The sequence below is a fragment of the Rhodococcus erythropolis NBRC 15567 genome (assembly GCF_001552595.1).
In the GTDB taxonomy this organism is placed as follows: Bacteria; Actinomycetota; Actinomycetes; order Mycobacteriales; family Mycobacteriaceae; genus Rhodococcus_F; species Rhodococcus_F erythropolis.
The window spans coordinates 17,424-29,895 of sequence record NZ_BCRM01000024.1 but is presented as its reverse complement, the minus strand read 5'-3'; the positions used below and the strand labels follow the sequence as shown (position 1 = coordinate 29,895).

Annotated in this window: 14 protein-coding genes; 7 read left to right on the top strand and 7 right to left on the bottom strand. The window is 61.7% G+C overall.

The genetic code is table 11. The features are described from left to right. Positions 1-35: 35 nt before the first annotated feature. The 3 genes from RE4_RS24255 to RE4_RS24245 all read left to right on the top strand — a co-directional run bounded on the left by RE4_RS24255 (position 36) and on the right by RE4_RS24245 (position 3,147). Positions 36-734, top strand: coding sequence for a CPBP family intramembrane glutamic endopeptidase (locus RE4_RS24255; protein WP_060939530.1), 699 nt, complete (start codon positions 36-38; stop codon positions 732-734). Positions 735-803: 69 nt separating this feature from the next. Beyond that, the gene (locus RE4_RS24250; protein WP_020970234.1) at positions 804-2,204 is read left to right on the top strand and encodes an amidohydrolase family protein; all 1,401 of its coding nucleotides are present in this window, start codon (positions 804-806) and stop codon (positions 2,202-2,204) included. A 1-nt stretch (position 2,205) separates the two neighbouring features. Next, on the top strand, positions 2,206-3,147 hold the full coding sequence (locus RE4_RS24245; RefSeq protein ID WP_020970233.1) for an antibiotic biosynthesis monooxygenase: 942 nt from the start codon (positions 2,206-2,208) through the stop codon (positions 3,145-3,147). Here the strand turns inward: RE4_RS24245 and RE4_RS24240 are convergent. Then, positions 3,135-3,365 (bottom strand): PLD nuclease N-terminal domain-containing protein, encoded by a 231-nt coding sequence (locus RE4_RS24240; protein WP_031331074.1) that lies wholly within the window; start codon positions 3,363-3,365, stop codon positions 3,135-3,137. The genes RE4_RS24245 and RE4_RS24240 overlap by 13 nt on opposite strands. 888 nt (positions 3,366-4,253) lie before the next feature. Here RE4_RS24240 and RE4_RS24235 point away from each other — a divergent pair. Beyond that, a complete protein-coding gene (locus RE4_RS24235) occupies positions 4,254-5,036 on the top strand; it encodes a DUF1906 domain-containing protein (protein WP_020908491.1) in 783 nt (260 codons plus the stop codon). On the opposite strand, the gene RE4_RS24230 is transcribed toward RE4_RS24235, so the two are convergent. Both RE4_RS24230 and RE4_RS24225 read right to left on the bottom strand, forming a co-directional pair. Then, complete coding sequence (locus RE4_RS24230) at positions 5,023-5,523, bottom strand: nuclear transport factor 2 family protein (protein ID WP_007726289.1); 501 nt, start codon at positions 5,521-5,523, stop codon at positions 5,023-5,025. The genes RE4_RS24235 and RE4_RS24230 overlap by 14 nt on opposite strands. A 235-nt stretch (positions 5,524-5,758) precedes the next feature. Then, positions 5,759-7,204, bottom strand: coding sequence for an MFS transporter (locus tag RE4_RS24225; RefSeq protein WP_060939502.1), 1,446 nt, complete (start codon positions 7,202-7,204; stop codon positions 5,759-5,761). Between the two features lie 87 nt (positions 7,205-7,291). Here RE4_RS24225 and RE4_RS24220 point away from each other — a divergent pair, with 87 nt between their 5' ends. Next, entirely contained in the window at positions 7,292-7,750 is a 459-nt protein-coding gene (locus RE4_RS24220; RefSeq protein ID WP_078377383.1) for a MarR family winged helix-turn-helix transcriptional regulator, read from the top strand. Here the strand turns inward: RE4_RS24220 and RE4_RS31680 are convergent. The 3 genes from RE4_RS31680 to RE4_RS24205 form a co-directional block, all read right to left on the bottom strand. After that, the gene (locus RE4_RS31680) at positions 7,741-8,142 is read right to left on the bottom strand and encodes a hypothetical protein (RefSeq protein ID WP_232253247.1); all 402 of its coding nucleotides are present in this window, start codon (positions 8,140-8,142) and stop codon (positions 7,741-7,743) included. The two genes, RE4_RS24220 and RE4_RS31680, sit on opposite strands and share 10 nt — an antisense overlap. 78 nt (positions 8,143-8,220) lie before the next feature. Then, positions 8,221-8,964 (bottom strand): Rv1157c family protein, encoded by a 744-nt coding sequence (locus RE4_RS24210; protein ID WP_029255827.1) that lies wholly within the window; start codon positions 8,962-8,964, stop codon positions 8,221-8,223. A gap of 271 nt (positions 8,965-9,235) precedes the next feature. Continuing rightward, the gene (locus RE4_RS24205; protein WP_029255826.1) at positions 9,236-9,538 is read right to left on the bottom strand and encodes a 4a-hydroxytetrahydrobiopterin dehydratase; all 303 of its coding nucleotides are present in this window, start codon (positions 9,536-9,538) and stop codon (positions 9,236-9,238) included. Between the two features lie 16 nt (positions 9,539-9,554). On the opposite strand from RE4_RS24205, the gene RE4_RS24200 reads away from it, so the two are divergent. After that, entirely contained in the window at positions 9,555-9,980 is a 426-nt protein-coding gene (locus RE4_RS24200; protein WP_024487314.1) for a (deoxy)nucleoside triphosphate pyrophosphohydrolase, read from the top strand. Here the strand turns inward: RE4_RS24200 and RE4_RS31330 are convergent. Further along, on the bottom strand, positions 9,958-10,134 hold the full coding sequence (locus tag RE4_RS31330; protein WP_019744526.1) for a hypothetical protein: 177 nt from the start codon (positions 10,132-10,134) through the stop codon (positions 9,958-9,960). The genes RE4_RS24200 and RE4_RS31330 overlap by 23 nt on opposite strands. A gap of 324 nt (positions 10,135-10,458) precedes the next feature. Between RE4_RS31330 and typA the strand changes: the two genes are divergently transcribed. Then, on the top strand, positions 10,459-12,366 hold the full coding sequence (gene typA, locus RE4_RS24195) for a translational GTPase TypA (RefSeq protein WP_019744525.1): 1,908 nt from the start codon (positions 10,459-10,461) through the stop codon (positions 12,364-12,366). Positions 12,367-12,472: the final 106 nt, after the last annotated feature.

The window sequence follows — 12,472 nt, the reverse complement described above, 5'->3', positions numbered from 1 at the left end:
TGGAGATCGAAGCGACCGCTCCTCGTTTTCCGCGGATGCATGCATACGTGGATATCGCTGTTGTGATCGTGGTGCTGGTGGGAACCAATCTGATCGCGCATTTCACCACCGCCTGGGCAAGCATCGCGACGGTACCCATCTCTGCTCTCGTCCTGTTGGCGCTCACCAAGCGCCGGGGAATGGGTTGGGCGGAATTGGGGCTGTCCCCTCGTGACCTGCGGCGAGGTTCGAAGTACGCGCTTGCTGCCGTCGGCCTGGTACTGACCGTTGTCGCCGTCGGCGCTCTGCTTCCGCTCACACGTGCTTTCTTCATGGCGGATCGCTACGCCACTATTTCCGGCGCGATCATCGCGTCGATGATCGTGATCCCGCTGCAGACCGTCATTCCCGAAGAGTTGGCTTTCCGTGGCGTCCTGCACGGCACGTTGAACCGGGTCAGTGGATTCCGCGGCGTCGCCGCTGCCGGTTCTCTGATGTTCGGACTGTGGCACATCGCGTCGTCGATGGGTTTGACCAGCGGTAACGAAGGGCTGTCCGGCTTTCTCGGTACCGGAGTGGTCGGCCAGGTCGCCGGCATCCTCGGAGCCGTTCTCGCCACCGCTGCGGCCGGTCTCGTATTCACCTGGCTTCGTCATCGCAGCGGCAGCCTGATTGCGCCGATTGCTCTGCATTGGTCGTTGAATGGTGCAGGTGCACTGGCTGCTGCTCTTGTTTGGCATGCAACTCTTGCGTGATCCCAATATCTGACAAAAAGGACAGCATTCGCCGCGCGGCGCCGGGTAGTTTTGTGCTTTGCTCAGTAAGTGACGCACCTTCATCGAGGCCATGTTTTCCACATTTCAGGTCGTCCGACGGTTGAGGATGCGGCGCAGTCGCTCGTCTCGATCCCCGACGGCGTCTTGGCGATCGACGATGCCGGAACGATCGTCTACTGCGGAGAATTCGAATCGCTCCCCGGAGACCTCGCGGGCGGCGAAACTCACGATCATCGACCGGGTTTCCTGCTGCCCGGATTCGTCGATGCCCACATTCATTTCCCGCAGACCTACGCCGGCGATGCGTACGGCGGCGGCCAACTCCTCGAGTGGCTCGACCTGTGCGTCTTTCCCTCCGAATCGAGATTCGCTGATCCGGAGTTCGCCCAGCACGCTGCCGAGGCCTTCTGCGCTCGCCGAATCGCCACGGGAACGACGGCCGCGATGGTGTTCGGATCGGCCTTCCCGCACGCGCAGGACGCATTGTTCAGTGAAACTCTGAATCGCGGCCTTCGAGTGGTCAGCGGCCGCGGGATTCAGACCACCGGCCCGGCGTCCGCTGCCGCGCTGATCACCTCGGAAGAGGACGCGATCAGACTCACCCGCGAGGAGATCGACAAGTGGCACGCGGCCGACACCGGCGACGTGAACACCGCACTCATTCACGTTGCAGTGGTTCCCCGCTTCTCCCTCGCGGTGACAACACGGACGCTTAAAGACTTGGGGGAGTTGTACGACTCGGTCCGTGACCGAGGCGTCTACTTCCACAGTCACCTCAATGAGAACAATCGGCCCGGAACCGGCGAGGTCGCAACCACACTTGCCGAGTACGAGGTCGAGACCTATCTCGACACGTACGACGGCAAGTTCCTCCCCGGCTCACAGGTCGGCGGAAAGAGCTTTCTGGGTCCGCGCGCGATACTCGCGCACTCGGTGCACTGCCAGGACTCCGAACTCGCACGAATGGCCGAGACCGGAACCTCGATCGCACATTGCCCGACGTCCCAGCAGTTTCTCGGCTCAGGCACCATGCCGTGGAAGCGAACCGTTGCGTCAGGGGTCAACATCGCGATCGGATCGGACTTCGGCGGCGGCGACGAGTGCCTGCTCACCCGAGTCCTCGGCGACGCCTTCAAGGTTCATATCTCCGAAGCCGGTGACGACGGAGTGTCGATGCACCCCGCCGAACTGCTGTTCACCGGAACACTCGCCGGTGCTCGCGCTCTGGACATGGAGAACCGGATCGGCAACTTCGACGAGGGCAAAGAGGCCGACTTCCTGGTGATCGATCCCTCCGGGTGGCCGCCGCTCGCCGGGCTCGTCAACCACGGAACGCGTTCGGATGATCCGATACTCGCCCGCGACCAGACGCTCTTCGGCCTCCTGATGGCGATGCGCGAGCCCGCGATTGCGCACGTATACGTGCAAGGGCGCCGGGTGTCGGGCTGACGTGTCGGCAACCGCCATCACCGGGTATCACCGAACGAGTTCGGGATTCCGGGCGTGGGTCGAGCGTGCGGCCGAGACCGCCGGTCGATTCGACGGCTACCTGAGCTGTGGCATCAGTGATCAACCGGAACCGGTGTCGCACGGCATGTCTGTCACATTCGACAGTGCCGACGATCTTCACCGTTGGCTGGAGTCGAGTGATCGCCGCGATCTCGAAAGAGCCGCTGCGGCAACGGGAATTCTGGCACAGACGAGTGATCTGGTCCTCGTCGACGGAGTTCTGCCGCCGCCCGGTATCGGCGTGTACGACCACGTCGTCGTCGTGGGTAAGGAGAACGAGTTTCTGCGAACGCAACGCCATCTCATCGATCTCAGTTCGCGATTCTCCGGCTACGAGTCGGTGATGTTGTTGCGGTCGGTCACCGACTCCACCCAGTGGAAGTCCGTCCTTCGGTTCCGGACCGAGCAGCAATTGGCGGAGTGGATGGCGTCGCCCGAAAGGGCCGCGGCACTGCCGAAATTGCGAGCCGAGTTGGCCGAGGACTTCACCGAGACCACGCGGTCGACACCGTTCGGCACGATTCTGCGCACGGAGAACGGGCAGACCCGTGCGACGCCGAATTGGAAAACGGCGATGATCATCCTGCTCGTTCTCTATCCGACAGTGATGACGCTGTCGCGATTTCTCGGTCCGCTGCTCGACGGGATCGGAGCGCCTCCATGGCTGTCGATGTGGTTGAGCCAGATAGTCAGCGTCGGCGCCATGACGTGGTTCCTGATGCCGACGGTCACCAGGTGGTTCCGCCACTGGCTCGACCCGGTCGACGGCGCCGTTCCCCGCACCAACTGGCGCGGTGTCGCAGCGGTAATTGCGGTGTACGTCGTGACTCTGACGCTCTTCGCCTCCGTGAAGTGGCTGCAGTTCTGGGACTACTTCGACTGAATCCGGCCTCGGCGGAAGTAGGTGAGCGGTCCGAAGAAGTTGACGAAGATGATCGCCGCCCACTTCTTCTTGCTGCCGTTGACCGTATCGGCAGGGCGTCGCGCCAGGTCGGTCCACGCTGCGATCGCCAACAGGGACTGAATCGTTGCGAGCAGGGAGACGACGCGGCGCTGCGCGGGTGACAGCTCACTCCAGGATTTCTTTTTTGTGAGGTTCATGAACTCCACTGTGCCCTCGAACGTCCGATTGGTGTCGAGATAGGGCTGCTATCGGTGCCTGGAGTTCCGCAAATCGGTGTGAATAGCGTCACCATGATGACCGCTAGGTACGGTCCCGCGGTCAGTCGGGATGGTCGTTTTCGGCGTAAAGATCTCGCTAACTCGAACTGTGGCTGAATGTTTGCGCCCGGACTAAGCTCGCGTGGCCACATTGCCGCGGGGGATTTGGCCAATCTGCTGGTACGCGCTCTAGCGGGAGCAACGCCCTCTCTGTTAAGTAAGGCTTGCCAATCTTGTGGTCCGCCTACAGGTTTGAAGCTGCGAGATAGCTGTTATCGGGAACGATGTTCGGAATACGTCAATAAATCGTCCGTAGGTGACAGTTTGATCACTGCCGGTGGGCGTCACCTGTGTGTATGTCCGTGTCCCGAAGGGGTCGAAATGTAACGTCCCGGACACATTTGGTGTCGCGGAAGTAACGGAAGACCTCTACTCTTATCGCCAGCAGCCACTCACGTGGCGGCAATCCTCTGGACCGTATCTTCGACAGGAGCACATCGCATGAGCAGCGCAGAATTCTCGGATGCCTTCACCTTCCTCAACGACTTCTTCAGCAACGCGTCTGATCTCTTCAGCGCTCTGAGCTTCTTCACCTCGCTCAGCTGATAGCTTCCGGCCGCTAGGCCGACTCAGTGGCCCCCGAAGACGATGTCTTCGGGGGCCACTGTTGTCTGTCTGACTATCTGTCTAACGTCCAATTTGGTGACAATGTGAGCATTGTTGGCCAAGTGCATGGCGGGGTTGATGTGACTGTGGTGGAATGCGAGCGAAAGAAGATAGCTTGCCTGCCCGCCACTTCCAGCGGGACACGCCGATGATCGGAGCTTTGTGCACGTCTCGCGAAGAAACCTCTTCAAGTACGCAGCTGCTGGATCGGCAGCTGCCGGACTCGCTGCATTGAGCGGTACGACGTCGGTGGCCAATGCCGGTTCACTAGGGACCCTGCTCGATTACGCCGCCGGTGTGCCGTCCGCTCAGGCAATCAAGGCCGCCGGGTATGCAGGCGCCATTCGATATGTCTCGGACAGGCGCCCGGGAGCCGATTGGATGGTCGGTAAGCCCGTACTGGCGCGGGAAACCGACGCGTTGACGGCGGCCGGACTCCAAGTCGTTTCCTGCTATCAATTCGGCAAGGGCGGAACGGCGGACTGGCGCGGGGCTCGCGAGGCAGGCAAGCGTCATGCTTCCCGTGGCCTCGAACTACATGCTGCGGCCGGTGGGCCGTCCGGTCGGCCGATTTACGCGTCGATCGACGACAACCCGACCAGTACCGAAATCACCACCCTGATCGCGCCGTACCTCGAGGGGTGGGCCTCGGTCGTCGGCAACGGAGCACTCGGTATCTACGGAAACACTCGCGTGATCGACGCAATGATCAGCGCCGGCGTCGGAACCTGGTTCTGGCAGCACAACTGGGGGTCGCCCGCAGGATATGTGCACCCGAGGGCAAACCTGCACCAGTTCGAGATCGACAAGCGCAAGGTCGACGGCGTGGGCGTGGATCTGAACTCGATCCTCACTCGCGACTACGGCCAGTGGTCGTTGGCCGGTGCGGTCGGTCCGGTCCAGCCCGTCGGATCCTCGTTGCCGACAGGATCTATCGCACCATAGCGCCGAATTTGGCGAGCCAGGCTTTGGCGTCATCGGGGAGGGTGCCCGCCGCTTCGGCGGCGAGGCACCATGCTTTTGCCATCGACAGGAAGTTCATCGGGTTGTAGGCGTCTTCTTCGCGAGACCACAATCCGTTGCCGGCGTAATGCAGGATCGTGATGTTGGCGGCTCCGTGCTTGGATCCGTCGCCCGGATCCTCCATCGGGTTGTCGATCTCGCACACGATCCATCCGCGCTGCTCGTCGACGACGAACCAGTTGGCCGGGAATTCGGTCATGCGGTGCCCCGGGAACTCTGTCATTGTGCGAGTGACCCACTTGCGTACAGCCTCTCGGCCATTGAGGGTGCCGAAAGCGTGTTCCACGTAGACGACGTCCTCGGTGAACATGTCCGCGAAGGCGTTCCAATCGCCGGAACGAGTGCACTCGACAACGGTGTTCTGGTACCCCGCGAAGGCGTCTTCGAGTTCGGTACGCGTCCAGGTCATGAAAGGCTCCTCGGGTAGTGGTCGCCTCAAATTAGAACACGTTGCAGAATTGATTGTCGGCGATTCGATGCAGACGAGTTCTGCGGTACCGTCGTTGACGGGTCGGGGACCCAATATGTGAGAGGGCAACGCGTGGATACCATCATCAGTTTCATCTACACACTTTTGTCGAAGTTGCAGACTGGCAGCATCGAAGGCTCTTCGGAGAAGTGAGTCCTCTGCCGGGTTGATTCCCTTACGTGACTTTCTGTTTGGGAATCAATCCGGCGAACACCATCGTCACAACGGCGGCGGCGATGGAAATCAGGAACGTGGCACGAAACGCCTCGAACGAGGGGATCACTGCGGTGCCGACGGTGATGGTCATTCCGGCCAGAACGACGCTCACGATCGCGGCAGACGTCGATGTGCCGATCGATCGCATCAAGGAGTTCAGTCCATTTGCGGCCGCAGATTCCGTGATGGGCACAGCGCCCATGATGAGGGCGGGCATCGCCGAGTACGCCAGTCCGACGCCTGCGCCGATGATCATTCCGGCAGCGGAGACCTGCCACACGCTCGAAACCGTGAAATACGCAAAGGTGTAACCCAATCCGATTATCAGCGCGCCAAGCATCAGCGTGATTCGCGGGCCTTGCCACGCCGAAATTCGAGCGGACACAGGTGAGAGTGCCATCATGACGAGTCCACCGGGAGCCAGCGCGAGTCCTGCTGCGACCATGGACAATCCGAGTCCGTAGCCGGTGGATGTCGGTGCCATGAGGAGTTGGGGGAGCGTCAAAGAGTGGCCGTACATGGCAAATCCGACGGCGATCGACGCGAAGTTGGTGAAGAGAACCTGCGGCCGGGCCGATACTCGGAGGTCCACTAGAGGTGCGTTGCGTCGAAGCTCCCACCATCCCCAAACCAGGAAGCTGAGGGCGGATACGCCCAAGAGCCCGAGCGTTTTTGCGTCGCCCCATCCCCAAGTCCCGCCTTTGGTGATGGGCAGCAGCAGAGTGATCAGGCCGACTGTGAGGCCGAGGGCTCCGACGAAGTCGAAACGGCCCGGGCGTCGTACCGTTGATTCGGGAATGACGAACGCAACAAGTGCGACGCAGATCAATCCGAGTGCCGCCGCAGTGACGAAGAGGAAGTGCCAGTTGGCATGCTGAGCGATCACCGCGGCGATGGGCAATCCGATCGCACCACCGACGCCGAGGGTGGCGCTCATGACCGCCATTGCCCCGGCTACCTTTTTCGGCGGCAGTACATCGCGAATGATGGCTATGCCCAATGGAATCGCCCCGATAGATGCTCCTTGAAGTGCACGTCCGATAATGAGCACCACGAGTGAAGGTGCGATCGCGCAGATGGCCGAGCCCAGAACGACCAATCCGAGGCTGACGAGCAGCATTCGCTTCTTGCCGAACATGTCGCCGAGCCGCCCGCTGATCGGCGTGATCACCGCGGCAGCGAGGAGTGTTGCGGTGACCGCCCACGAGGTGTCGGTGGGGGTGGAATTCAGTAGGTGAGGCAACTGCGGGATGATCGGGACTACCAGTGTCTGCATCAGTGCGACGACGATTCCGCACAGTCCGAGGACTGTGAGCACGGGACCCGAAGGTGCGTAGTTCGTGACCGTGGTTTTCTTGTCCGGGGATTTCTCGTCGACGTTCGACGAATCTGCGTGCACGGACATGTGGCTCCCGCCATGGATTGTTTCTGATTTGGTGCGTTCGCCCCAATGTGCACGCTACACATCGTGTGTATTCTGCACAATATGAGTATGGATCGAGAACCCGAACTGGTGAACATCGAGTACGAGTTGACCCTGCTCTCGCGTTACCACGCGCTGGCTCAAAGAGCCGAACTTCTTCTGGACCGGTCCGCGTATCTGTTGCTCGGACGACTGGAATTGCAGCAGCCCATGAGCCTCAAGGAACTGTCTTGTGCTTTCTCGCTCGACATTTCGACCATCAACCGGCAGATCGGCGCTCTGAGGCGGCAGGGTCTGGTGGAGCGGGTGGAGGATCCGGACGGTGGGCTGGCTCGAAAAGTTCGGCCGACGGCGCAGGGTCTGGCGAAACTCCGTGCAGACCGCGCACATTCGACAGCAGGAGTCGCAAAGGCGCTGCGTGAGTGGACGCCGGAGCAGCGCTTCGCGCTCGGTGACCTACTGCGGCAATTCAATACCTCGGTCGAGTCCTTGGAAGGCCGCGAATGGCCGCGACCGAATCAGGTCTGAGAGTGCGAGACGGACCGCAGTGATCGGTCCGGATCGCTCGAATCCGATTCCGGCGCAATGACAACAAGTTTCGGATGTTCCTCGGGGGCGGTGTGATTTCCCCGCCAGGAAAGCAGTGACCAGCGTGAGAGTCCGGACAGTGCCGACCCGAGGCTGGCGAACGAGCCCGAACTCAGCACCGATGCCGTAGACCCGATGCTCCCGATCGAAAGGAAAGAGCCGACGCTACCGATCGAGAGAATCGAGTACGCCGATCCGATCGAGAGAATGGACCCCTCGGATCGGATGGACAGTATCGATCGACTCGACTTGTGAGACCGTATCGACTGGTCGTCTGGCCTTGACGTCTGCTCTGGACGGCCATGCGTGATGTCCACTCGTAGATGTCCCATCTATCGGGTCTATCACGGTGATCGGAGATGCAAAAGGGACCCGCCGGAATTCGGCGGGTCCCTTTCACAAGACTTCGATCAAGCGACCGCGAACATACCCACGGTCGGGAGGAAGCTGCAGGTGATGCGATCTGCGCCTTCCGGCTGGGTGGTCAGCGAACCGCTGATCACCGAGAGGACGCGTCCCGGACCCGTATCGGCAATAGCCGACAAGGTGGCGGGACCATCCGGGTTGATGCGCGACGCGTTGGTCAGGTTCTGGGTGGCGCTGCGCTGGTTGTCGATGTTGACCCACGTCACGGTCATCGGCACCGGCTGGTCGTCGACGGCGGGAGCCGTACCGAGAGCGGTGAAGACGAACCCGGCCTGACCGGCAGCGGGGCCGGGAGGGGGCAGGTGAGCCGGGCCCGGAACAGCAAGCGCGGTTCCGACCGAATCGGCGGTGGCCGAGATGCAGCCCTTGCCAAGCGTCGGGTAGAGGAACTGCGCGATGACGGGGGCGTTCTCGTTCGGGATTTCCGGTCCGCCGCCGCCGCTGCCGTCGAGGAAGGTGATGACCTTCTCGAGGGTGGCTTTGATCTCGGGCGGAATGCCGGGAGAGTTCAGGATCGCGCGAGCTTGGTCGAGCAACGCTTGCTGCGGGCCGCCGGCGACGTCAGCCGGACCTGCAGCGGCGCCGATGATGGCGGGCGCAAACGATGCGAGGAACTCGATCGGCACACTTTCGGGTGCGGGCGGTGCTGCCGGATCGGCCATTGCCTGTGCCGGCAATGCCAGTCCTGCTACTGCGGCAATAGCGACGGCGGTGAACGCCTTTCGCATACCTCGGGTTCGAAGCACTGTTTCCCCATCCTTAGTCATACCGCGCGGGCGCCTAGGCGAGCTCCGCGTTTGACGGCTCGAGGGGTCACTCTATGTACAGAGCCCCCGGGTTGTACAGCTGTTCAGTTGCTGAGCAGCTACGCACCGGGGGGAGTCTATGGCATGACCGGCCTCGATCGTGATTTACGGCGACCATACCTGTGACTGAAGTGATCTATGTGAAAGTTGATGCAACTGTTACGTCAGATTGCGAGGTTTGTTCACTCGGAGATCAGTCGAAACGGACCGAATCGTCGACGAGTACGTCAATTCGACGGGCAAGGTCGAAGTCCAGTTCCGTGAGACCGCCCGCCGAGTGTGTCGAAAGCGTGTACGTGACCTTTCGCCAGCGAACGTCGATGTCAGGATGATGATCTGCGGCCTCGGCGACAGCCGCGATGCGTTGAAGAAGCGCGATCGCATCCGGGAAAGTCGCGGAATCGACGGTACGAGTGATCGAGCCCGGCGACAGCTGCCAGGCCGGCAGTTCGTCGAGAGCGCTTTGGATCGCGGAGTCGGACAACAAAGTGGCCATACTCCATCATGGTGCGATGAGTGATGTGCCTGCAAGGGATCGCGAAGTTGTTGCCGGTGCGATCTTCCGTGGGGGAAGGCTGCTTCTCGCGCAGCGGACGAGTCCGCCGGCGTTGGCCGGTCGCTGGGAACTGCCGGGCGGGAAGGTCGAGGAGTTCGAAACGCCGCAGGCTGCGTTGGCCCGCGAGTTGCGCGAGGAGCTTGCGGTAGAGGTTCGATGCGGAACAAGAATCGGCGTCGACGTGCAACTGTCGGCCGGGTTGGTCCTGCGGGCGTACCGGGCGGAGTTGGTGTCCGGCGAACCGGTCGCGCTCGACCACGCTCAGTTGGCATGGGTCGATGCCGAAGAACTCTTGTCGATGGATCTGGTCGACAACGATCGAGCCTGGATCCCCGAATTGCTCGAGGAGTTGAGGGCGCTTACGCCGCGCGGGCCTTCTTGAGACCGGCTTTCAGTTCCTTCTTGGATGCGCCCTCGTTCTCGAGCTTCTTCATCCGCATGATGACGACGGGGCACTTGATGCACCGTGTCTTCTTCCGGCAGCACTTCTTTTTCGGCTTGAGCTTCGAGACCTTGCTTGCCTTGATTTTTCCCATGTGACGCTGCGGCTTTCCTGTTTCACTACGGCGGAGAGCCCGCTCTTGGAACGAGGTTAGCGTACCCTTAAACACCCTGTTTCTCCAGGTCGTAATCCTACTCGCTTCAGCGTGGTGCAGATCACTATTGGCTGGTGGGGGCGGTGATAGAGGCCGCACAATGCAGGAGTATCCGCTCGGAGCGAGTAGTATTTACTAGGCCGCGGTGCCTATTCAGGCGATTCGTGCCCTGATTCGGATCACACACTCGTGCAGCGGCCACCAGAAGAGCCGTGCGACTTGACTTTCGCGTGGCCGAATCAACTCAGCCAGGAGAGCCATCGCGTGACCACCACCAGCTTCCGTAACGTTGCCATCGTCGCACACGTCGACCACGGCAAGACCACCCTCGTCGACGCCATGCTTCGTCAGTCCGGCGCGTTCGAGGAGCGCGCCGAGCTGGTCGATCGCGTCATGGACTCCGGCGACCTAGAACGCGAGAAGGGCATCACGATCCTCGCGAAGAACACCTCGGTGCACAAGCGCAACGAGGATGGTTCGGTCACCGTCATCAACGTCATCGACACCCCGGGCCACGCCGATTTCGGTGGCGAGGTCGAGCGCGGTCTGTCCATGGTCGACGGCGTCGTCCTGCTCGTCGATGCGTCCGAGGGCCCGCTTCCGCAGACGCGTTTCGTGCTGCGTAAGGCACTTGCTGCCTCACTGCCCGTCATCTTGGTTGTCAACAAGACCGATCGTCCCGATGCTCGCATCGAAGAGGTTGTCTCCGAGGCTCAGGACTTGCTCCTGGACCTCGCGTCCGATCTCTCCGACGAGGCCGCCGAAGCCGCCGAGCTTGCGCTCGGGCTGCCGGTTCTCTACGCCTCCGGCCGCGAGGGCAAGGCTTCGACGGTGCAGCCCGAGAACGGTCAGGCGCCCGACGCCGAGGACCTCACCGCTCTGTTCCAGGTTCTGATGGAGTACGTCCCGGCCCCCAAGGGCACGGTCGACGCGCCGCTTCAGGCTCACGTCACCAACCTCGACGCGTCGGCATTCCTCGGTCGCCTCGCGCTGGTTCGCATCCACAACGGCGAGCTGCGCAAGGGCCAGACCGTGTCCTGGTGCCGCGAGGTCGACGGCGAGCCCGTCATCACCAAGACCAAGATCACCGAACTGCTCACCACCATCGGTGTCGAGCGTGTTCCCGCCGAGGTTGCGCTTGCCGGCGATATCTGCGCTGTTGCGGGCTTCCCGGACATCATGATCGGCGACACGCTTGCCGACCTCGACAACCCGGTTGCGCTGCCTCGCATCACTGTCGATCAGCCGGCTATCTCGGTCACGATCGGTACCAACACCTCACCGCTGGTCGGCCGCGTCAAGGGTCACAAGCTCACCTCGCGCATGGTCAAGGCTCGCCTGGACCAGGAGCTGGTCGGTAACGTCTCGCTCAAGGTCCTCGACATCGGACGTCCCGATGCCTGGGAGGTCCAGGGTCGTGGAGAGCTCGCGCTCGCCATCCTCGTCGAGCAGATGCGTCGCGAAGGCTTCGAACTGACCGTCGGAAAGCCGCAGGTGGTCACTCAGACTGTCGACGGTAAGATCCACGAGCCTTTCGAAGAGCTGACCATCGACAGCCCCGAGGAGTACCTCGGTGCCATCACTCAGCTTCTGGCCAACCGCAAGGGCAAGATGGTTCAGATGTCGAACCACGGTCAGGGCTGGGTTCGTATGGAGTTCATCGTTCCTTCGCGTGGTCTTATCGGCTTCCGTACGGAATTCCTCACGGATACCCGCGGAACCGGCATCGCCAACGCCGTCTTCGACGGGTACGGCCCCTGGGCCGGCGAGATTCGTGCTCGCCACACCGGTTCTCTCGTGTCGGACCGTTCCGGCACAGTGACGCCGTTCGCCATGATCCAGCTGGCTGACCGCGGAACCTTCTTCGTCGAGCCCGGCGCAGACACCTACGAGGGTCACGTCGTCGGTATCAACCCCCGTCAGGAAGACCTCGACATCAACGTCACCCGCGAGAAGAAGCTGACCAACATGCGTCAGTCGTCCGCAGACGTGATGGAGACCCTCGCGAAGCCCATCAAGCTCGAGCTCGAAGCGGCCATGGAATTCTGCTCCGGCGACGAGTGCGTCGAGGTCACCCCCGAGGACGTCCGCGTCCGCAAGGTGCATCTCAATGCAACCGAGCGCGCTCGCGAGCGTTCGCGTAGCAAGTCTCGCGACAAGGCTGCTCTGTAGTCTTTCGTCGGTTACCACCTGACAGGCGGATGTGCCTTTCAGCCGAGTTTTCGGCGGAAAGGTACATTCGCCTTCATGGTTTCCGGGCGAAAGTTCTGCCCGGAAA